Source organism: Lawsonia intracellularis PHE/MN1-00, assembly GCF_000055945.1.
Taxonomy (GTDB): domain Bacteria; phylum Desulfobacterota; class Desulfovibrionia; order Desulfovibrionales; family Desulfovibrionaceae; genus Bilophila; species Bilophila intracellularis.
This window is the reverse complement of the sequence record NC_008011.1, coordinates 355,243-378,214: the sequence shown is the minus strand read 5'-3', so window position 1 is coordinate 378,214 and position 22,972 is coordinate 355,243. Positions and strand designations below refer to the sequence as shown.

At 31.5% G+C, this 22,972-nt stretch carries 18 protein-coding genes and 1 tRNA gene; 13 read left to right on the top strand and 6 right to left on the bottom strand.

The genetic code is table 11. From position 1 onward, the window contains the following. Positions 1 to 17 precede the first annotated feature (17 nt). The 3 genes from LI_RS01665 to rpsT all read left to right on the top strand — a co-directional run bounded on the left by LI_RS01665 (position 18) and on the right by rpsT (position 3,361). On the top strand, positions 18 to 902 hold the full coding sequence (locus tag LI_RS01665) for a glycine--tRNA ligase subunit alpha (protein WP_011526385.1): 885 nt from the start codon (positions 18 to 20) through the stop codon (positions 900 to 902). Between the two features lie 5 nt (positions 903 to 907). Next, entirely contained in the window at positions 908 to 2,995 is a 2,088-nt protein-coding gene (gene glyS, locus LI_RS01660; protein WP_011526384.1) for a glycine--tRNA ligase subunit beta, read from the top strand. A 93-nt stretch (positions 2,996 to 3,088) separates the two neighbouring features. Continuing rightward, entirely contained in the window at positions 3,089 to 3,361 is a 273-nt protein-coding gene (gene rpsT / locus LI_RS01655) for a 30S ribosomal protein S20 (RefSeq protein WP_015353719.1), read from the top strand. A gap of 54 nt (positions 3,362 to 3,415) precedes the next feature. Here the strand turns inward: rpsT and LI_RS01650 are convergent, their stop codons facing one another. Both LI_RS01650 and LI_RS01645 read right to left on the bottom strand, forming a co-directional pair. Next, a complete protein-coding gene (locus tag LI_RS01650) occupies positions 3,416 to 4,372 on the bottom strand; it encodes a Smr/MutS family protein (RefSeq protein WP_011526383.1) in 957 nt (318 codons plus the stop codon). A gap of 21 nt (positions 4,373 to 4,393) precedes the next feature. Next, positions 4,394 to 4,771 carry a hypothetical protein gene (locus tag LI_RS01645; protein WP_011526382.1) on the bottom strand — a complete coding sequence of 126 codons (378 nt, stop codon included), beginning with the start codon at positions 4,769 to 4,771 and terminating at the stop codon, positions 4,394 to 4,396. Positions 4,772 to 4,840: 69 nt separating this feature from the next. On the opposite strand from LI_RS01645, the gene purM reads away from it, so the two are divergent. The 4 genes from purM to LI_RS01625 all read left to right on the top strand — a co-directional run bounded on the left by purM (position 4,841) and on the right by LI_RS01625 (position 8,638). Next, positions 4,841 to 5,890 (top strand): phosphoribosylformylglycinamidine cyclo-ligase, encoded by a 1,050-nt coding sequence (gene purM / locus LI_RS01640; RefSeq protein ID WP_011526381.1) that lies wholly within the window; start codon positions 4,841 to 4,843, stop codon positions 5,888 to 5,890. Between the two features lie 440 nt (positions 5,891 to 6,330). Continuing rightward, positions 6,331 to 6,936: a hypothetical protein gene (locus tag LI_RS01635; protein WP_011526380.1), complete on the top strand. Its 606-nt coding sequence runs from the start codon at positions 6,331 to 6,333 to the stop codon at positions 6,934 to 6,936. Positions 6,937 to 7,200: 264 nt separating this feature from the next. Next, complete coding sequence (locus LI_RS01630; protein WP_011526379.1) at positions 7,201 to 8,046, top strand: fumarate hydratase; 846 nt, start codon at positions 7,201 to 7,203, stop codon at positions 8,044 to 8,046. A gap of 25 nt (positions 8,047 to 8,071) precedes the next feature. Further along, positions 8,072 to 8,638: a Fe-S-containing hydro-lyase gene (locus tag LI_RS01625; protein ID WP_011526378.1), complete on the top strand. Its 567-nt coding sequence runs from the start codon at positions 8,072 to 8,074 to the stop codon at positions 8,636 to 8,638. A 42-nt stretch (positions 8,639 to 8,680) separates the two neighbouring features. Here the strand turns inward: LI_RS01625 and LI_RS01620 are convergent, their stop codons facing one another. Next, positions 8,681 to 9,007 carry an IscA/HesB family protein gene (locus tag LI_RS01620; protein WP_081475770.1) on the bottom strand — a complete coding sequence of 109 codons (327 nt, stop codon included), beginning with the start codon at positions 9,005 to 9,007 and terminating at the stop codon, positions 8,681 to 8,683. Between the two features lie 571 nt (positions 9,008 to 9,578). Beyond that, positions 9,579 to 10,244, bottom strand: a complete 666-nt coding sequence (locus tag LI_RS01615; protein WP_011526377.1) for a M15 family metallopeptidase — start codon at positions 10,242 to 10,244, stop codon at positions 9,579 to 9,581. 420 nt (positions 10,245 to 10,664) lie between these two features. Between LI_RS01615 and LI_RS01610 the strand changes: the two genes are divergently transcribed. The 3 genes from LI_RS01610 to LI_RS01600 all read left to right on the top strand — a co-directional run bounded on the left by LI_RS01610 (position 10,665) and on the right by LI_RS01600 (position 15,711). After that, positions 10,665 to 12,245, top strand: coding sequence for an NAD(P)/FAD-dependent oxidoreductase (locus LI_RS01610; RefSeq protein WP_011526376.1), 1,581 nt, complete (start codon positions 10,665 to 10,667; stop codon positions 12,243 to 12,245). Positions 12,246 to 13,321: 1,076 nt separating this feature from the next. Then, positions 13,322 to 14,671, top strand: a complete 1,350-nt coding sequence (locus LI_RS01605) for a hypothetical protein (RefSeq protein ID WP_011526375.1) — start codon at positions 13,322 to 13,324, stop codon at positions 14,669 to 14,671. Positions 14,672 to 14,874: 203 nt separating this feature from the next. Continuing rightward, positions 14,875 to 15,711 carry a pirin family protein gene (locus LI_RS01600; RefSeq protein ID WP_011526374.1) on the top strand — a complete coding sequence of 279 codons (837 nt, stop codon included), beginning with the start codon at positions 14,875 to 14,877 and terminating at the stop codon, positions 15,709 to 15,711. A gap of 117 nt (positions 15,712 to 15,828) precedes the next feature. Here LI_RS01600 and LI_RS01595 read toward each other — a convergent pair whose 3' ends face one another. Both LI_RS01595 and LI_RS01590 read right to left on the bottom strand, forming a co-directional pair. Next, positions 15,829 to 17,082 carry a phosphatase PAP2 family protein gene (locus tag LI_RS01595; protein ID WP_011526373.1) on the bottom strand — a complete coding sequence of 418 codons (1,254 nt, stop codon included), beginning with the start codon at positions 17,080 to 17,082 and terminating at the stop codon, positions 15,829 to 15,831. A 615-nt stretch (positions 17,083 to 17,697) separates the two neighbouring features. Then, positions 17,698 to 17,773, bottom strand: a tRNA-Val gene (locus LI_RS01590). Positions 17,774 to 17,947: 174 nt separating this feature from the next. Here LI_RS01590 and recD2 point away from each other — a divergent pair. The 3 genes from recD2 to LI_RS01575 all read left to right on the top strand — a co-directional run bounded on the left by recD2 (position 17,948) and on the right by LI_RS01575 (position 22,972). Continuing rightward, positions 17,948 to 20,146 carry an SF1B family DNA helicase RecD2 gene (recD2, locus tag LI_RS01585; RefSeq protein ID WP_011526372.1) on the top strand — a complete coding sequence of 733 codons (2,199 nt, stop codon included), beginning with the start codon at positions 17,948 to 17,950 and terminating at the stop codon, positions 20,144 to 20,146. A 13-nt stretch (positions 20,147 to 20,159) separates the two neighbouring features. After that, complete coding sequence (locus LI_RS01580) at positions 20,160 to 21,500, top strand: NlpC/P60 family N-terminal domain-containing protein (RefSeq protein WP_011526371.1); 1,341 nt, start codon at positions 20,160 to 20,162, stop codon at positions 21,498 to 21,500. Between the two features lie 104 nt (positions 21,501 to 21,604). Next, a complete protein-coding gene (locus tag LI_RS01575) occupies positions 21,605 to 22,972 on the top strand; it encodes an NlpC/P60 family N-terminal domain-containing protein (RefSeq protein ID WP_011526370.1) in 1,368 nt (455 codons plus the stop codon).

Genomic DNA, 22,972 nt, shown 5'->3' with positions numbered 1-22,972 from the left:
GTTAAATAAGGAACTACATGTACTTTCAAGATATTATTTTTATGCTACAAAAATATTGGTCTAGTAGAGGATGCGTGATTGCACAGCCTATGGATATTGAATGTGGAGCTGGTACATTTAATCCTGCAACATTTTTGCGTGTAATAGGCCCTGAGCCATGGAGTGTAGCTTACATAGAGCCATCTCGTCGTCCAACAGACGGTCGTTATGGAGAAAACCCTAATCGTTTACAAAGTTACTTTCAGTTTCAAGTAGTATTAAAGCCATCCCCAGATGATATTATTGAACAATACTTAGGAAGTCTTCAAATCCTTGGAATTGACTCTACACTTCATGATATACGTTTTGTTGAGGATGACTGGGAATCTCCTACACTTGGAGCATGGGGATTAGGTTGGGAAATATGGCTTGATGGTATGGAGGTTACACAGTTTACATATTTTCAACAGGTTGGAGGGATAGACCTAGAACCTATTAGTGTAGAGTTGACATATGGATTAGAAAGATTGGCTATGTATCTTCAAGAAAAAGATTCAGTCTATGATTTACAGTGGAATGAATATGTTACATATGGTCAAATGTATCATCAAAATGAAGTAGAGCAGTCATCGTATAATTTTGATGAAAGTGATGTTTCTATGTTACTTAAACTTTTCAAAGATTTTGATAATGAATGTAGACAGCTTATTAAGAAAGGTTTTGTTTGGCCAGCATACGATTATTGTCTTAAGTGTTCACACACATTTAATTTGTTAGATGCACGTGGTGCAATTTCCACAACAGAACGAGCAAGTTATATAAGTAAAGTCCGAGCACTTGCCTCTAGTATTGCAAAACTCTATGCATTACAACGAGAAAAAATGGGTTATCCTATGCTGCTCAAGGGTAGTGGAGAGATTTAGATAGTATGGCTACTTTTATTCTTGAAATTGGTACTGAAGAACTTCCTGCTCGTTTTCTTCTAGAACTTCAATCAGAGCTTGGAGTTCGTTTTTTAGATTCTCTTCAATCAATGGGTTATCGACCTACAGAAGTATCTGATTATTCCACACCACGTAGACTTGTTGTATGTATTAAAGGGCTTGATATGATTCAGCCTCATTGTGAAGAGGTTGTTATAGGTCCACCTATAAATATAGCTTTTGATAAAGATGGCAATCCAACTAAGGCTGCTGAAGGATTTGCAAAAAATTTAGGTATAACCATAGGTTCACTTTCACAGATATCAACAGATAGGGGAGAATATATTTCAGGATTGAAAGTAAAAGGTGGTATCCCTACAAAAGAAGTTTTAGCTAGGTTATGTCCTGAAATTATTACTGCTTTACCTCTTCCAAAACGTATGCGATGGGGAAATAATCCCTTTACTTTTATCCGTCCAATACGTTGGATTATGGCTTTATTAGATTCAGATATTGTACCTTTTGAGTTAGCTGGGATTCATTCAAATAGAAATACTGTTGGACTAAGAAATAATAATGTTCCATTTATTGAAGTGCCTTCCTCTACAGATTATTACATGTTATTAAAAGAAGTTGGGAATGTAATACTTGATCCTAATAGTCGAAAAGATAGTATTCTTCAATTAGGAAATAAGGAAGCACAGCTCATAGGAGGGGTTGTCAATTGGAATGAAAGGTTGTTGAATGAAGTCATAGGATTAGTAGAACATCCTTACCCTTTGTTAGGAACTATTAATTCTGTCTTTCTTAACTTACCTAGAGAAGTGCTTTTAACAAGTATAGAAACCCATCAAAAAAGCTTTGGTATCTTAGATAGCCAGGGTAATTTATTACCTTATTTTCTTACAGTGTTAAATATGACTCCTCCTGATCTTGCATTAGTGAAGCAAGGTTGGGAGAGAGTTTTACAAGCAAGACTTGAAGATGCCCGATTTTTTTGGAATGAAGATATCAATAGTTCATTTGATGAATGGCAAGAAAAACTTACTCATCTTATTTTCCTTGATCCACTTGGTAGTATTGCTCAGAAAGAACATCGAGTTAGTCTACTATGTGAGTGGATTGCTAAGTATATACCAACTAGTAATGCTGAAGAAGCTAGAAAAGCTGGTTCACTTTCTAAAGTAGACCTTGTTTCTAAAATGGTTGAAGAGTTCCCAGAATTGCAAGGTGTGATGGGAGGAATATATGCTCGACACAAAGGAGAGTCTGAGTCCATTGCAACAGCCATTGCTGAACAATACTTACCTTCTGGGCCTGATACTGACGTTCCTGTAACAGATCTTGGTGCTATTCTTTCTATAGCCGATAAAATTGATACACTTGTAGGCTGCTTTGGATGTGGTATAATTCCAACAGGAACAGCTGATCCTTATGGATTACGTCGATGCGCATTAGGAATTATTCGTATTTTGATTGAAAAAGAATATCCAATCAATTTACATCAGCTTTATACAAGAGCTCAAGATAACTTTGTAAATGTATCTTGGAAATTAGCTCCTGAGGATGTATTACAAAAGTTACATGAATTTATTATAGCACGGTTAAAAAATTATTTTTTGGCATTAGGGTATGATACATTGGTAGTAGAGGCTATAGTAAGTACACAGACAAGTCAATTATGGTCTATAAAAGATAGATTAGATAGCTTTATTTTATTGAGCCAACATGAAGACTTTTCCCAATTAGTTCAGACAATTAAACGTGTTATTAATATCATTAAAAAGCAAGATAAAGAAACGGAAATTGTATTAACTGGACATTGGAATCCCTCTTTATTTAAGGATACTGCTGAAAAAGTATTGGCAGAGAAACTAATGATAGCAGTAAATAAGTTTAATCAAGAAAGTCAAACAGCTAGTTTACCTGTTTTTATGATGTTACTAAAATTACAACCAGCTATTAATACATTTTTTGATCAAGTAATGATAATGTCTAATGACATAGAAGTAAGAAGAAATAGATTAAACCTTCTTAAAGCATTACTTTTGTATATTGAAAGCCTTGCAGATTTTTCAGTTTTACAGATATAATGAATTAATTCATATATTGACAGAAGTTTTTAAAGTTAGTAGTTAAAAGACCAATTTTATAACCTATATTTATAATTTATATTGGAGGAAATTGTGGCTAATCATAAGTCTGCTATTAAGAGACATAGACAGAGTATAAAGCGTACATTACGTAATCGTGCAGTAAAGACTCGTATAAAAAATGTAATAAAATCTGTTCATACTGCTATTACAAGTAATGAGCATGAAAAAGCAGAGCAACTTTTAATAACTGCTACATCTACTATAGATAAAGCAGCTAAAAAAGGTGTTATTCATTGGAAAAAAGCTGCACGTAAAGTTTCTCATTTAACAAAGTCTTTAAATATTGCTAAACAAGCTAGTTAAGCTAGTATCTGAGGTTAACTAGTTCTTTAGATTAGTAAAGTAGACTATTTGATTTTATAATAGGTCTGGATCTAGTGGACGTTGTTCCCAGTGAATATTCCATGTTTTTTTGTACTGTCTTAGAAGAATATAGATGGCTCCAGTACCACCATCACGAGCATGTGCAGTACAAAATGCAAGAATAACTCTTTTTAGAGGCTCTTGTGTAACCCATTCATAAAGTTTTTCTTTTAACACAGGTATACCTTGAGGTGAATTTTTTCCACGTCCAGATATAATTAGAGCAGGTTGTTGACCAGTTATATAGGCTGTGTGTAAAAATTTTACTACTGTATAAAAAGCTTGTTGTATGTTAAAACCATGTAAGTCTAATGTTGTTTTTGGACGAAAAAGTCCACTTTGAAGTTGTGTAAACAATTTTTTATCAAAGCCTTCTATATGTCCTTCTAACTGTTCTTCTTTTTTTACGATATTAAATTTAATAGGTTTTTTATTTGTGGTTAGAGAAGTTATATCTGTTTGAGTCCACTTTGTTGGTCTACAATAGGTAGTAATACGTGATTTTCCTGAAAGAGGAACAACATCTTTAACTGCTGTAAGAAAAGTATTATTTTCAGTTAGGTTATCATTTGGTAAAAGAATATTGCTTTGTGAAGTCTGAATAGTGCTTTTATTACTACTTATTGTTTTTTGGTTATTTGTTTTATCTATTTTTGTATCTAACGTTAATTTATTCCTAGAATTTTTATTTATAGTTATATTTTTAGATATTTTTTCCTTATGATAAGGTAATACATATTTTTTGTTATGTATTTTCTGTGTTTGTCCTATATGTTGTAAAAAAAGTTCTTCATCTGAAGATGGTTCTTCTTGTACAGGGAAAAAGTTGTAGCTATCAGTAAGTTCATCTTGGTTAGTTAGATTCTTTTGTTTATCATTACAAGATTGTAAATTTTTTTTATTTACATAATGTATCTTTTTTTTTCTAGTGATAAAAGGATTTTTAGTCATTATTTGAGTCCTAAGTACTATTCATTTTTTCATGGGATTAATTGATTGGACTTTTGGTGTTGCTGGTGTAATTGTATCAAGTGGTTTAACTATTGGAACAGTTGGTTCCCAAGGGACAGAAACTTTAGGTATTATAATAAGTGGTGGGGTAGGTTGTTGTTCCATATCTGATATTGGAGTTACAACTTGAATAATTTTATCACCTTTAATATCTGTTCCTATAAAGATACTCGGATTATTTGGTGTTGTTATTGTATAGGCATGTGATATACAAATAATATATTTAAATCCAAATATAGTATTTGCTATTATAATAGTCATTAACAACAGTAATCGTTTTATTTGAAATTGGTAGCAATATCCTATGAATAATAGGTATAGGGATTTTTTTTTATTCATGAGATACACCTTACTGTTGTATATTTTATAATAATACATACTGCTACTATGAATAACTAGGAGATAAGAATGTCTTTAATTCGTTCACAAGCATATACTAATGCTGGGGTTAATATCAATGCAGGTAATGCCTTGATCTCAAATATTAAATCGTTTGTTTCAGAAACAAATATCCAAGGTGTACTTTCTGATCTTGGTGGTTTTGGTGGACTTTTTAAGCTTAATCTTACTCAGGTTGATAATCCAGTATTAGTATCTTCTACTGATGGTGTAGGAACAAAGTTAAAATTTGCTTTTGACTTTAATAAGCATGACACAGTTGGTATTGATCTTGTTGCAATGTGTGTAAATGATATTTTAGTGCAAGGTGCACGTCCTTTATTTTTTCTTGACTATTTTGCTACGTCTAAGCTTGATGTGGATAAAGCCACTCAAGTTATTTATGGTATTAGCGAGGGATGTAAACAGGCAAGATGTGCTTTACTTGGTGGAGAAACAGCAGAACTTCCTGGTATGTATACAGAAGGTGAATATGATTTAGCAGGATTTTGTGTAGGTATTGTAGACCAGTCCAAGATAATTGATGGCTCATCTATTAAGGTTGGAGATACCATTATTGGATTAGCATCATCTGGTATTCACTCTAATGGATACTCTCTTGTTCGACAAATTATTAATCAGTGTGCTATTGAGCCTGACAATATTATACCTGGCTCTCGGGATACTTTCAAACAAGTACTATTAAAACCAACATTTATTTATTCTGATATTATTTGTAACCTTATTAAAGATATTTCTATTAAAGGTATGGTTCATATAACTGGTGGTGGTTTTTATGATAATATTCCAAGAGTATTACCACAATCAGTTGTAGCAAATATTCAATTTAGTAGTTGGGATATACCTCCTATTTTTTATTGGTTGCAGGAACAAGGTTCTTTATCTTGGTCAGAAATGTTACAAGTTTTTAATTGTGGAATTGGATATGTACTCATAATACCCAATGATTCTGTTACTCGAGCTATGAATATCTTAAAGTCTATGGAAGTTAGTGCATGGATTATTGGTTCTATTGAGAAACAAAATGTTGGTGACGAGCAAGTTATCATAACATACTAGTATCTAGTTATATTATTTCATTACTCTTTTTTCAAAAAACTAATGAAATTCTTTGTAATTAATCTTTATGTTATAAACTATAGCTGATAGGAATAATGATGGTATTTTATTATATATCTATATTGAGATAGCTCACAATTAAAATGTATGATAATTTATTCATTGTAGTATATATTTATTAAAGTAATATTTAAGTGATATAATATATAGATTATATATCTTTTATCTATACTAGATTACTATAAATATAAAAATTTTTTTTAAAGTATGTCACTTCTATGTAATAATATCTCAAGATAGAATCCTTGAACTTATATAAAAAAAGACTATCATATGTTCTGATCTGATTTAAAGTTGATAGTATATGTAGATTATAAATATACAAAGTATATTATCAACCTGAATAAAGCTAGTTTTTTACTCTAAGTAGGAGTAGTCCTATGTTATTAATTGCAGTAGCTTTATGTTTTTTTGGTATGTTTCTTATGTTTTTTTATATAGTTTTTAGTCAAGATAGAATAGTAAGAACATTGAATAGAAAATATAAAGAATTCTATGAACAACTTAGTAAAATTGAGTCTGCTGCAAATGCTATCTATTTTTCTTCAAATAGGCCTTATCCAGTTGAAGACACTTTTTCTATGCAACAGCCACAGAGTAGTCCTAAAAGGAATGCTCCACAGCCTGTAGTAAATCAAAATATACCCTCTCCAACAATGCCTCCAAACAATTTATCTATGAATAATCAGCAGAATGTGCCACAGGCAATGGCACTTAATAATAATAATAATAATAATAGGAATATGCAGCCTGCCCCTCAGTATCAACAAATGAACGTAATGGGTAATGGACAAGGTCATTATCAACAGGATGTTTCATATGCACAAAGTACACCTACTGGAGCTCATATGGGACAAATAATGATGGAAGATGTTTTTCCATTACAAGAAGATATGATAGCTGGAGGACCTGAAACCTCTATACCAGCTAGACAAGGAGAACAGAGAATGGATAAAAGTAGTATGCTGGAACTATTGCAGCTTTAAGAACTGGATCTCAGAAGGAGTAATGATAATAGACTTATTATCTATAAAAAATTAATACTATTTTACAGGATTATAAACTAAATTTTTTATCTAATTCCATTGACCCTTTACCAAATTTGTATTTATTATAATCCATAGATGATATTTCAGAAATACTGAAATTAGTTATTAGAACATTAGTAGCCATTATAAATGGTCTGATTCTATTTATTTTATTTTTCTTTTTTACTACAATAAATTATAAGTATATAGGAATAAGTTCACATGAAGGAAATTCATGTATCAGTAATAGAAGATACTGTTGCTCAATTAGCAATAGATGCTTGTTGTAAATTACCTCACCCAGTTTTGACAGAGTTTAAAAATGGTATTCATAATGAGTCATCACCACTAGAAAGTTGTATACTACAACATCTTGTTAATAATGCAGAACTTGCAGAAAGAGAAATGATGCCTCTTTGTCAAGATACTGGGCTTGCTGTTATTTTTACAGAGATTGGTCAAGACGTTGTTATTACTGGAGGAGATTTTGAAGAAGCTATTAACAAAGGTGTTAGAAAAGGGTATATTTCTGGATATTTACGAAAATCTGTTGTAGCTGACCCATTATTTGAACGTAAAAATACAGGAGATAATACACCAGCTATTATACATACTCGTCTTGTTCCTGGCGATACATTAATGATAAGGTTTGGAGTAAAAGGTGCTGGTGCTGAAAATAAAAGTAAACTAAAAATGCTAATCCCTGCTGACGGTATAGATGGTGTAAAGCGGTTTGTACTTGAAACAGTAATGGAGGGAGGAGCAAGTGCTTGTCCACCACTAGTAGTAGGTATTGGGATTGGTGGAGATCTGGAGATAGCAGCAATCTGTGCTAAAAAAGCTGCATTACGTGATATTGACACTCATAATAAAAATCCACAATATGCAGCTCTTGAAGATGAATTATTACAAGAGATTAATAAGATGGGGCTTGGTCCACTTGGTTTTGGTGGAAGAATGACAGCCTGTAAAGTAAATATTGAATTTTTTGCCACACATATTGCCTCATTGCCTGTAGCTGTAAACCTTAATTGTCATTCAGCTCGTCATACAGAGGTCTGGTTATAATAAACTTGCTGTTAAGGAGTTATGAATGGCAGAATATCGGACTATAACTACTCCATTAATTAAAGAAGTTACACGTTCTTTACATATAGGTGAGCATGTTTTGATTTCAGGAACTATATATACTGCAAGAGATGCTGCACATAAGCGTATGATAGAAACGCTACAAAAAGGAGAAAAACTTCCTGTTTCACTTGAAAACCAAATTTTGTACTATGTTGGTCCATCTCCAGCTAAACCAGGGCATATTATTGGTTCAGCTGGTCCAACAACAGGTGGAAGGATGGATAGTTATACACCAGCAATGTTACAGCAAGGTCTTACAGGTATGATTGGTAAAGGTAAACGGTCTGCAAAAGTTTTAAATGAGTTAAAAACTTATGGAGCAGTATATTTTGCAGCTATTGCTGGAGCTGGTGCTTTAATTTCACAACATATTATAAAGTACACTGTTATTGCTTATCCAGAGTTAGGACCAGAAGCATTAGCAGCTATGGAAGTAAAAGATTTTCCAGTTATTGTGGTAGGGGATACAGAAGGAAAAGATTTTTATGTTGAAGGACCTAGAGAGTATCTTAAACATATAGCAAGCTAGGAATTACATAGTTTAAGTGTAATCCTAGCTTGTTATTATAAGTTAACCACATCCACCTGAAGAGCAACTACCACAACCACCTCCGCCATTTTCTACATTGAGAGGAATTTCTGGTTCAATATTAAATCCCATATAATTCATATCAACGGTTACAGATTTCACAGAAGAAAGTAGTTCGTTATCAATACAAAACGTTAAATCGCCCTCTTCAAGTATTGTATCAGTTTGTTGATTTGGCTCATCCAGAGCCAATGCTAATCGTGGTCCGCTTCAGCCACCTGAAGCAAGATATATCCGAAGAGGACTTTTTTCTTTATTTGTAAAGTAAGTTTCAAGCTCTTTTCTAGCATTTTCTGTTACATTAATCATAAGATAACAGCCTTCTTTAATTAATAGGTGTAGGTATAAACTAACTGCATATGATATGAAGAGCAGCTACCTCAGCCATAACACCTGCCTCTAGCGTACTAGAGAGAGGAAGTTTTAGTTTTATTATTAATTGCATATAATGCATTTTAACTTAGCCAACTTTTTTACTTATTATATTACTATTTTTTTGATTAGTTAACATTATTAGTATTATTTTTACATTACATCCCGATTTAGTTACTAGATATAAAATGTATTTGAAGGGGATTTTGCTCTTTTTCCAAATAAGATAAAAAGTTACAACTAACTTATAAGCCTATTTATTTTTTAATTTTACTCTATACCAATAACATAGTTAAGAAATAGAATTCTACGTGAGTTGTTTAAACAACTCAACCAGATTTTTTTGAGTTTTGAGTAATTATTTTATCTTACTAAGGATAAATTTGCTTTTTTTATAAGAAGTTAGTTCTCAAAAAAAGAAAAATAAGTATTTATAGTAGAGAATTAGTAATAATTAATTACTGATCATTATAATGCAATACTATCATTCACATTAATTATAGAATTTTTATTCTATAGGGAAATTGAAATATGTTTCTGGGAAAGGTTCATTAGCTAAGGTGAAATGCCACCATTCATTAGAAATTGGAGTGAAGCCGTATTTTGTCATAATTGTACGTAAAAATAGCCTATTTGCTTTTTGTTGGGGGGTAATATTTTGGAAGTCAGGATGTGACTCTTTACCGAAAAAATCAAAAATACCACCCATATCAAGAGGAGTATAAAACATGTTATTTTGATTTGTTGTATTATTAAATGAAACAATAGTTAAATCTACAGTACTGCCACGTGAGTGAGAAGATTTTTTCATAATATATTGCTGATCAAATATTTCTTTTTTTGTAAGTATTGGATAATACTTTTGTTTTATTTTTTTATCTTCTGGTTCATTTGACCAGTTAATAAATGCGTCAACAGCTTGTGTTGGTCGATAAGCATCATAAATTAATAAACTAAGACCAAATTGTTGCAATTCAGTTTGTACATTTGCAAGAGCAACAGTAGCTTCTTTTGATAATATGACCCGATTTGTATTATACCCTGGAATGGGTCTTCCTACAAAATTATCGCTTCCTACATATTTTAGATCAACTAATATGCTTTGTATTACTTTTTGTACATCTACAAATCCAGCTGGGAGAGTAGGTTGGCTATAAGTAATAAAATTGTTCATTATTGAACTCCAATAGATTATAAGTCCTAATTTGGGAAAAAAGATCGAAAATTGTTTTATTATCTTAAGTTAAATATTTTTTTATCTAACTGCTTTGATTTTGTAATTCACTAATTTTAATGGATGTTTTGAAGGTTAGTTGTATCAACTTGGAGTAATACATATAGCTAAAACTAGGCAGAGGTACTTTTTATATTTATCAATAAATTTAAAAATAGATATGAATATTAACTGTGCTGTCTAGGCAAGTATGAATATCAAAAATAGCTAACATTATCTAGATAACATTTTATATATCACGAATATAGATAATAGGCTATTATACATTATTGTATTTATATTTCTTGAATATTTGACTTCTGACAATTAAAGTCATTTTTTTACTTTAGCTATCCTACTTATTATAATGAGAATATTATTATGAAGAGTGATCCTGTTATAATCCTTGGTGCTGGTCCAGCAGGTCTTACAGCAGCGTTAGAATTACTTCGCTCAGGAAAACATAAAGTAATTATTGTTGAATTAGAAAGTCAGGTAGGAGGACTTGCGCGTACCATTGTTTATAAAGGAAATAGAATGGATATAGGAGGGCATAGGTTTTTTTCAAAGTCTGCTCAAGTCATGAAATGGTGGTTGGATATCCTGCCGTTGCAAGGGAAAAGTGATAAGAAGGACTTCCCTTCAAGTAGCCAGGAATATAACAGAGATGAAGACGTTATTCATGGTCCAGATCCTGAAAAAGAAGATAGAGTCATGTTGATTCGTAGACGGTTATCAAGAATATTTTATCTCCGTAAATTTTTTGACTATCCTATTTCTCTAAAATATTCGACAATAAAAAAATTAGGTATACTACGTGTAGTTAAAATGGGAATTGGATATATAAGAGTTTGTTTTTTTCCTATAAAGTCAGAAAAAAATTTAGAAGACTTTTTTATTAACCGCTTTGGAAGAGAGTTATATAAAACATTTTTTCGTGATTATACTCAAAAAGTATGGGGGGTACCTTGTTCAGATATTTCGCCAGAGTGGGGTGCACAGCGTATAAAAGGTATTTCTATAGCTAGGGTATTACGTCATGCTATCCGTAAAATTTTTCAATCTGATAAAACAATTGAGCAAAAAAATACAGATACAAGCTTAATAGAGCAATTTTTATATCCTAAGTTTGGTCCTGGTCATTTATGGGAAACTGTAGCTAAAGAAGCTACTGCACTAGGTGCTACACTTTTATTAAATCATAAAGTAGTTGGCTTAGATATAGAGGATTCTCAAGTAACAGCTGTATATATAGAAAACTGTAATAATGGTGAACAATCTAGAGTAGACTGTAGTGCAGTTATTTCTTCAATTCCTTTAAAAGAACTTGTTGAAATGTGTAAAAATGCACCATCATCAGTACAAGAAGTAAGTAATGGTCTTGTATATAGAGATTTTATTACAGTTGGTCTGTTAGTAAAAAATTTAAGATTAAGAGATGATAATGATCGTGAAAGTAATCATTCAGTACCTATAAAGGATAATTGGATTTATATACAAGAATCAGATGTTGTTATTGGACGTGTCCAAATATTTAATAATTGGAGTCCTTATTTAGTTTCTGATCCTCAAAAGGTATGGTTAGGACTTGAATACTTTGCTAATGAAGGAGCTCATTTGTGGAGTATGAGTGATGATGCGTTTAAACAGATGGCCATTCAAGAACTTATTTCTCTTGGATTTATTACATGCTTAGATGTAGAAGACGTTACAATACTACGAGTGAAAAAAGCATATCCTGCTTACTTTGGTACCTACTTTAGAATAGCTGAAGTACAAAAATTTTTGGATAGTATAGCAAATATGTATCCCATTGGTCGAAATGGCATGCATCGGTATAATAATATGGATCATTCTATGCTTGCTGCTATGCAAGCAGTGAAGTGTTTAATGGATCCTTCTATAGATAAGTCAGTATTATGGAATATTAATATAGAAAAAGAATATCATGAAACAAATTAGTAAGGATATGATATTTTCTTATGGTTTGAGCCCCTTGTTTAAATACATAGTTTTTTAGGTGGAGTTGGACTACTACTCTTAGCTTATTGGCCAGGTGCCATAATGTGGGATAGCTTTGAACAATATCATCAGGCATTGTCGCATAGATATGTATACTAGTATCCTCCCATTATGGTATGAATTTAGTCTTTGCCATTTTTTATATTATACATCTCATTAATGCTCTTATTTCATTTTAGTATGTTTCTTGGAGCAATATTTTACTTTATAGGAGTTATATAAAAAGTAGAATAAGATGGATATGGCTATTTTTAGTCCTATTCCATCTTTCTATATGCTTTTTAAATAAGGGATAATGTCATTATGGCTGCTGCACCTACAGTGTATCATTCTATAAGAATTTTTAACCCTTATTATAAAAAAGTTTTTTTTTATAATAAGTTGTATAATACTACTATGTTTTTTTATAGGAAAATATATTAATAACTTTATATTAGGTGCAGAACAAATAAATCCTACTTCAATTATAAAAACAGATGAAACAGAAGTAAAATCTTATATTGTTTAAAGAAATCTTTTTGTTATAGAAAGTCCAATACATAGTTTATCTGTTAAAGATCTACCTGAGTTACCTTAGGTAAAAGGGATCAATTTTTATAGAAAAGTGATGTTAACTAATGAAGATCTGAAAAAATTAGTATTGAGTTATAAAAAATTAACCATGGGCATATCTGAAAGCAAAGTGAAATCTTTAAAAAATTTTTAGTAGTTTTCCTTTAAAAAAGAAGATGAGTTATTATTTAGGAATGTGGGAAAATAGTTATAGATTTCAGTTTAATAAAGGAGTAATAACACCTAGTTTTAGATATCTATTGATCTATTATATCAACAACAATAACTAGTCTCATGATAGTATGTAATTTGTATTCATTAGAATATAACAATAGTAATAAATGAACAGAGCAGTCTTCAATACCATCTTCATATTTTTTCTATAAGTAAACAATGTATGAATAGTGTTATTATTTCAGCAAACTATAAACAGAAAATATTTATAGTTTTGTAAGGAAAATAGGATGGATAAAAATAGGTTAGGCTCTTTTTTATTTTTTATGGAGCAGTCATTAAATATTAAAAGAATATTGTTTATAGTATTACTGTTATGTGAAATGGCTTTTTTGGTAGGAGCTTATTGGCCAGGTGCAATGAGTATTGATAGTGTATCTCAATATGAGCAGGCAGTAACTCATACATATGAAGATTGGCATCCCCCCATTATGGCATGGGTTTGGTCATGTTTTATTCTTGTGTATAAGGGGCCTATTCCTATGTTGCTATTCCATACTTTTATGTTTTTTGGAGCAACGGCTTTATTATGTTTAATGTATAGTAAAAAGAATAGAATAAGTTGGATTTGGCTTATATTACCTTTATTACCTTTTATTGCTGGGCTCTCAGGAGTCCTATGGAAAGATATAGGAATGGCATATGCTTTTTTCTTTGCCTTTGCTTTGTTTCATTTAGGAATACATATCCAACGACAATCTTATTACAGTTATTTACTATTTTTTTTAGCACTATGTTTTTTTCTATATGCTTTTTGGGTAAGGGATAATGCTATTATGGCTTCTGCTCCAATAGTGTATTACCTTGTAACGATTGGTTTTCCTAATTGGAAAAAGATATATATTTTTGGTGTTAGTTGTATTATTTTGATCTGTTTGTTTTGTATAGGAAGGGGTATAAATAAATATATGTTAGATGCAAAATCAGAATGCCCTACAATGCATATGAAAATAGATGAGATTGCTGCTACTTCAAGAATAGTAGGGAAAAATCTTTTTTTTAAAGAAAGTACTGTACATGAATTTCCTGTGGAAGAGCTTCCTATCGTCCATTTAGATAAAGGATGGAAATTTTATTCAATAGTTCAACTAACTGATAATTTATTAAAAGAAAATTGGTATTCTGTTATGAGGAATGAGCCATGGGCATATCTTCAAGCAAAATTAAGACTTTTTAATAATTTTAGTCGATTCCCTATAAAGACACCTAGATGTGTGTCATATTTTGTGATGCATAAAAATAATTATGGATTTACTTTTGAAAAAGGAAGGGCATCAGATATACTTTATTCATATGTTAATACAACAAAAAATATATTGCCCATTCTTTTTCTACCTATTTTCTGGATTCCTCTAGCAGGAATACTATTTTTATATGTTTTGAAAAGAAATGACCTACTTGGTATTGAGGTAAAAATGCTTTCAAGCTCTGCTGTGTGTTATTACTTAGGTTATTTTATTGTAACACCAACACCAGACTATAGATTTATTTATTGGATAGTACTAGCAACTACTGTAGCTACCTTCCTTTTATTATGTGATAGATATAGTTATACATCTTCTGAATTTAGTAATATATAACAATAATTTTTACATTAATAATTACTATATTAGTTATTATGTTACATGTAACATAATAACTAATATAAAAATTTTTAATTAAATTTTTATATATTATAATATAGTCATTTATAGTGTATAATCATTTCTTCTTATCTCTTACTAAGGTACATTAATTAATATACTGTTAAAGAATTGTAAGATATATAAAAAGGAAGGTTGAGGTGTCACATCGTACTATTAAAGAAATAGTTACAGGGTATAAGTCAGTTGATGGAGCTGGTGTTCATCTTGTATGTGTTCTTGGATCATTAACAGTTAAGAATTTTGATCCATTTCTTATGTTAGATGCCTTTGACTCACGAAATCCTGAAGATTATATAAAAGGTTTTCCTATGCATCCTCATAGAGGGATAGAAACATTTACATATCTCATTCAAGGTAATGTTGAGCATAAAGATAGTTTAGGTAATCAAGGGAGTATACTTGATGGCTGTTGTCAGTGGATGACTGCTGGCAGTGGTATTTTACATCAGGAGATGCCTAAGGCTACAGAAAGGTTTTTAGGGTTACAGTTATGGATTAACTTACCACGTATATATAAAATGGTAGCTCCTAAATATAGAGATATTACTAGAGAGATGATCCCTAAGGTAGAAGAAGATGCTGGTACAGTTGCTGTTGTAACAGGTAAATACAAAGATGTTCCTGGCGCAACCAAGGGAGAATATGTTAATATTAATTTTTTTGATCTTACTTTAAAACCAGATAAAGTTTGGCAAGTTGCAACTGATCCTCAACATACAGTATTTGCATATATTGTAGAGGGTGAGTGTGGCTTTGAGTCTGCTCTTATACCAGCTAAGCGTGCTATTTTATTTAATCCAGGAAAAGATTTATTTATTCAAACAGGGTTAGATGGTGCAAGAGTTATATTAGTTTCTGGTAAACCTATACAGGAACCAATTGCATGGGGTGGTCCTATTGTTATGAATACAAATGATGAGTTACAGGAAGCATTTATAGAACTAGAGTCTGGGACATTTATCAAACATAGTTAATTTTATATTGTTACCAAGAGGATAATTAATAATTTTTATCATTCTTTTTACTTTTTCTATAAGAAAGATAGACATCTTTATTATATTAGAGTTAATTATTAGCCAAACTATAATATATTAAAAAGCAATATTTGTTGAAAGACCTAAGGTTTGTGTAGCTCTCAACTTTTTGTCTTTTGGAAGAGGTGATTGTATAAAATTATAGTCAAGGAAACATGATACGCTTAAGCTGTCATTAGCAAGAATATGTATTGAAGCTCCAGTACAAATACCTAACCCTTTTTTTCCTCCTATTTTGATTGAAGAAGATGGTAATGATTTGGATTGACGGTAATAATTATATCCTGCAAGAACTTTACTTCCTAAGCCAATTCTCCTTGTGAGAGGGTAAGAGAAATATAGTCCCCCATACCCAGAAAGTATATCTATGTATCTTTCTTTTTGGAGTTTTCCATCTTTTAATATGGGAAGGTTTGCTGCAGAAAACTTTCCCCCAACTCCTATATAGGGGTTAAAAAATAAAGCTCCTTCTATACCAACATTAGCACCAGTTCCTGTAGATATTTCTACACTGTCTATTTTTGTTTTGCCTGACATTTGATTAATACCTGCATATAGACCTAAAAATGAAGGTTTTCTATTTTTATCTATAGTTTTTGGTTCTCTAATAGGTCGGATAATACCTTTATCTTCAAAAATAAGATCTGTTAGAAGATAGCCTATCTCTGTTGACATGATACCTATACCTGCACCTACCATAGTATCACTAAGCCAATGTCTATTGTTGAGTTGTCTTCCAATAGCTGTAGCTGTAGCTGCTGTATAACCTAAAATGCTATACCATCGGTTATGTGTTTCCCCATATTCTTTATGTAGCATTGTTGCTAACATAAATGCATTTGCTGTATGACCAGAAGGAAAAGATTGGTGCGAAGAACCAGTAGGCCGTTTCTTTTTTGTATGTACTTTTATTATTTCTACAGTAGGTAACATTAAACCAATAGAAATAGCATCAGCAAAAAGCATCCTTGCCCATGAACTTCTTCCTTCTAGACCACCTAATTTTAATCCTAACATAGCTGCACCTGGAGCAAACTGGAGATAATCTTCATAATGAAAGTTAAACTTAGGTACATAATCATTTCTTAAATTATGGATATTTTTCTCTGCTCTAGAGTTATTAAGAAATAATCCTCCTACTATAAGTGGAATAGCAACAGAAGTCATTTGTAGAAAAGAATGTATAGGAGGATCTGCTATTTTTTGAGGGTAGGGCAAAGTAGATTTAGCTGATATCTTCTGAGTTTTTTCAGCTGAGCTGTGATACTCTATATTTTTTTGTATATTTTTTTTGTATTTTTGATTGTTCACATTATTATAGTGTTCTTTATAGCTATTAGTAGGAGAGGATAAACTGATTATACTATATAAATTATTTGTTGTATTAGCATATACATTTTTATGTGTTATAAAATAATATAATATAATTAATATATAACTAGTTACGATTAATATATAAAGGATATGAATAGATGTATATATTTTTTTCATTATTTAATAATATTTTTATATAATTAATTAATTAATGTACCTTATATTCAAGATAAATGACGTTTATAAAATATTCTATATATAAAATAAGTTAACGTATTAAAAATAGTTGTGACTTATAAGTAGTATTACAACTGTTAGCTATTGATAAAATAATTAAATTTAAATGTAGCTCTATATTAGAATTAGACTATATCTAGTCTAATGTAAATAAGTGTATGTAGGAAAAAATAAAATAGCAGATGTAAAAAGTTATAAATTTTTGTGGTATAATAAAATAATTTTTTTATTTAGATCTTATAGTAGGTTAATACAGATTTTGTAGTATATGTTATATAATTTAAGCTTTTCTAAAATAATAGTTAGACTTATTGAAATAAGAGGGATAAAAGAATAGATATAATATAATACGTATTATTGAAAAGTAAAGGAATGTGGTGGGCGGTACAGGACTTGAACCTGTGGCATCCGGCTTGTAAGGCCGACGCTCTACCAACTGAGCTAACCGCCCGTTCTAGATATCACTTCTTTCAACAAAGAATTTTCGATAACTTGGGTTATCTATACTAATCATGAAGATGGTGTCAATATAAAGAAGTAGTAAAAGAAATTTTATATCTTTTTTTATATTAGTTTATACTGTATTTATAGTTCTTATAGCTAACTTACTAGACTAATTAATCATATGGCACAATTAGATATAAAAGAGCAGATAGTACTGCAAGGTATACTTGATCGAATTGTTTTTCATAATTCAGAAAATGGATATACGGTATTCCGCCTTAAACCAGAGAACTCAGATGATATTGATACAGTACCTGTTGTTGGGTATTTAAATAATCCTCAACCAGGCGCTTCAATACTTGTTTCTGGACAATGGGTGAATAATACACGTTTTGGGAGACAATTTCAGATGTCAACATTTGAAATTCGTCTTCCTGCTTCAGTAGAAGGCATTAAGCGATATCTTTCTTCAGGTTTGATTAAAGGTATAGGTAAAAAAACAGCTGAGAGTATTGTTACAGAGTTTGGAGAAGAAACATTTCATATATTAGATACCTCTCCTGAAGAACTTCTTAAAATAAAGGGTATTACAAAGAAAAAATTAGATCAAATTACTGAGTGTTGGCAAGAACATCAGACAACTCGAGAACTAATGGTGTTTCTTCAACCTTACGGTATTAGTGTTACTTATGCAGTAAAGATATATAAGTATTATGGTCAGCAGTCTTTAAATATAGTAAAAGAAAATCCTTATAGATTAGCAATGGATATTCATGGAATAGGGTTTCTTACAGCAGATGCACTAGCCACAAAATTAGGATTTGAAAAAGATAATCCTTTGCGAGCCCAAGCAGGAATATTATATACTCTTTTAAAGTGTATGGATGAAGGACATGTTTATTATCCAAAAGAAGCTTTTATAGAGCTTACTAGTCATAATCTTGGTATTGATCATCAGTGCATAGAGGATGCTATAGAACATCTTAAGAGAGAAGAAAGAATTGTTTGTGAAGCATTGGATGAACATATTGGAATTTATTTAAATCGCTATCACCATTACGAATCTCAAATTGCGTTTTATTTACAGCGAATTCTACATTCACCAAAATCAGTACAATTTAAAAATACAGATGATACCATTTCACAGGTTATCAATAAACTTAATATCACTCTAGCTCCAGAACAGATGAGTGCTATAGTAACGTCTACTACATCAAAGATTATGATCCTTACAGGAGGTCCTGGTACAGGAAAGACAACTGTACTTAATGCAATTATCCAAGTATTTAAAGAGAATAAAGCTAAAATATTACTTGCAGCACCAACTGGACGAGCAGCAAAACGTATGTCAGAAGCTATTGGAATGGAAGCAAGAACAATTCATCGTTTGTTAGAGTATAGCCCTAGAAATGATGGCTTTATTAGAAATGAAGATATGCCATTAGCCTGTGGTTTATTAGTAGTCGATGAGGCTTCTATGATGGACATTATGCTTACTTACCATTTATTAAAGGCTATTCCATTAGGTGCTACTGTTATTTTTGTTGGTGATATCTATCAACTTCCTTCTGTTGGTCCAGGTAATGTACTTAAGGATCTTATTATATCTCAGCTGCTTCCTGTTGTAGAACTTACAGAAGTTTTTCGACAAGCAGCAGAAAGTCAGATTGTATGTAATGCACATCTAATGAATAAAGGAGAAGTTCCTTGCCTTGAATCATCAAAAGAGGCTCTTTCAGACTTCTATTTTATACGTCAATCTGATCCAGATAAAGCAGCTGATCTCATTGTAGATCTTGTAAAAAATCATATACCAAGAAGATTTAAGTTTGATCCTATTAATGATATTCAAGTATTAACTCCTATGCATAAAGGAACAGTAGGTGCTGCAAGTTTAAATAAAAGATTACAAGAAGAACTTAATCCCACATCTCAGTTTTTACAGAGAGGAGAAAAGATATATCGCCTTGGTGATAAAGTTATGCAAATCAGAAATAATTATGAAAAAGATGTGTTTAATGGAGATATAGGCAGAATTACATATATTGATATGGAAGAAAAAAGTATTGTGGTTAATTTTGATGAACGACTTGTTTCTTATCCTAGTGATGAACTTGATGAACTTGTTGCAGCTTATGCTATTTCAATTCATAAATCTCAGGGTTCTGAATATCCTGCAGTTGTTATTCCTCTTATGACACAACATTATGTCCTTCTTCAGAGAAATCTAGTTTATACAGGTGTTACACGTGGGAAAAATCTTGTTGTATTTGTTGGTGAGTCAAAGGCATTAGCTATAGCTATAAAAAATAATAAAACTCAAAAAAGACATACTTGGCTTTCAGCAAGACTGGTAAATGGAATGTTACAAAAACTATAATTAAGGGGGACTCATGAGATATAAAAATTACATAGCCTTTTGTATGATAAGTTTATTTCTTTGTCTCACAGGTTGTAAGACATTTAATTGTGTTTCTCCACAATTAGGCACAATAAAAGACTTAGAAGTATTTCCTCAAGACTTACAAGTGTACTCATCTGTTTTACCCCAAGATCCACTCATAACAAAAGATAGAATGTTAGATGAATATGCTTTGTTTAAAAAACATTTCTTCCAACCATGGAGTAAGGATAAAGCCTCAGTACCTGCTTCTACTGTTTATAGTATTTTTGATCGTCCTAATACAAAAGAAAACATTAGGTGGTGGGCTGAAAATCTTCTTCCTTGGACAGATATTCACTGGGATGAAGTGAAAAAAAATGCTGCAATTTCAACATATCCTTCTCGTAAGGATAAAGGTATTCTTATCCAAAGAACATCTGTGTATGCTGCACCAACACAAAGCTCATTTTTTCTAAATCCACAAACTGCAGGTGAAGGTTTTCCTTTTAATTATCTTATAGAGTCAAATCTTCATGCTGGTACACCAGTTTTCATAACACATACGTCTACTAATGGGGATTGGGTTTTTATAGAAACAGATCTTGTATCTGGATGGGTTCCTGAGCATACTGTTGCATTAATTTCTGATAATATAAGCAAGTGGTTTTCTTCTTTACCTCAAGCAGCAATTATTCATGATAATGTAGCACTAAATGGACGTTCAGGACGTCATGTAACAACAGGATATTTAGGTACTGTTTTACCTATAATAAAATCAACACCTACAGAATTAGTTCTGTTAGCACCACTAAGGGATCAACATCGTAGAGCTCGTATTACAGAAGTATATGTTTCAAAAATACACACAACAATTATACCTCATGAATTAACAGCATCTTTTATAGCAGATATTGGGAATCCATTGTTAGGACAACTATATGGATGGGGTGGTAGCTTTGGTCATAGAGATTGCTCTGAACTTATGAAAGATCTTTTTATTCCTTTTGGTATTTGGCTTCCAAGAAATTCACAAGCTCAAATTCATGCTTGGAACTATATAGATACAACACAACTTTTAGAAGATGAAGTGTATCAGCTTATGAAAGATAAAGCTATACCTTTTGCTACATTAATAGGGTTTAAAGGCCATATTGGTTTATATCTAGGTATGTATAATAACACACCTGCTATGTTGCATGATGTTTGGGGTATTCGTACTATCCAAAGCGGATCTGAAGGACGTCATATTCTTGGACGTATTGTTATAACATCATTAAAGCCAGGAGCTGAACTTTGTATAACAGACTCGCTTCTTTTTGATAAAAGAACAGGGATTTCTGTTTTGAATTAATAGTTTTATTGTATTATAGTAACATAAATTTTGTATTAGAGTTTTTTATTCACTACATACTAGATATGTTATCTTTATATAATTACTAACCAGGATATATTATAATGATTTTTCGTATTATAGTAATATTTTTGTGTAGCATAATGTCTTTTACTTTTTTATCCAATGGATATGTTTTATCTAAGCCTACAGAACAATGTGTTTCTTCGTATCAACCAGGTATGCTTAAAGATTTAATGGTATTCCCTCAAAGTTTGAAAGTCTATTCTGACTTGTTGGGAGAAGTAACACTTATTTCAGGGAAAAAATTGGAGGAAAAATATAATTTTTTTAAAAAACGTTTTTTTCAACCATGGGATTCTACAGAACCAATTTTTCCAGTTCATGATGCATATATTATTTTTTCTTATCCTAATACAAAATCGCATGCTACATGGTGGGCTGAAAACCTTCTTCCATGGACAGAAAAAAATTGGAAAGCAGTGGAAAAAAATGCTGCACGTTCAACGTATCCTTCATGCAACTATAAGGGTATTATAACAGAAAGAACAGCTGTTCGTGCTGCACCAACAGTAAGCCCTTTTTTCAGAAATCCTTCTTTAGCAGGAGAAGGTTTTCCTTTTGATTATCTTATGGAAGCAAATATTCATCTTGGTACACCAGTAGTTGTAACACATATATCTGAAGATGAAGCTTGGGTTTTTATAGAAACACCTTTTGTTTCTGGGTGGGTGAGAGATAACGTTGTTGCTAAAGTGAATTCTGATATCATAAAACAATTTTTATCGTTACCACAAGCTTCAATTATTTATGATGGAGTATTATTAAAAGATGCTTCAGGTGTGCATGGAGGTGCAGGTTTTTTAGGAACTGTACTACCTATGGTTAAGCTAACTGGTGATACTGCTATGTTGTTAGTTCCTGTTCGTGATCAATATGGTAATGCACATATTATCACTGCAGAGACTCCAAAACATAATGTTTTACCTATGCCACAAGTACTAACACCTAAGTTACTAGCATCTATTGGAGAGTCTTTAATTGGACAACCATATGGGTGGGGAGGTCTTTTTGGTCGTAGAGATTGCTCGGAAATGATCTCAGATCTTTTTATCCCTTTTGGAGTTTGGCTTCCAAGGAATTCACAACAACAAGTACATGAAAGACATTTTATCAACTTAGAACATGTTTCAAAAGAGAAATTTTATTCTGTGATGAAAACTCAGGCTATTCCATTTGTAACATTGATAGGGTTTCAGGGACATGTTGGCTTATATCTTGGAATGTATAATGACACGCCTGTAATGCTACATGATTTATGGGGAGTTCATACAATAGATAACGGACATAAAGGACGTTACATCCTTGGACGTGTTATTATTTCTTCTTTAGACTTAGGCAATGAGCTTTGTAATCTAAATAAAGATGAAACCTTATTTAGTAGATTAGAAGGAATTTCTATTTTGAACTAA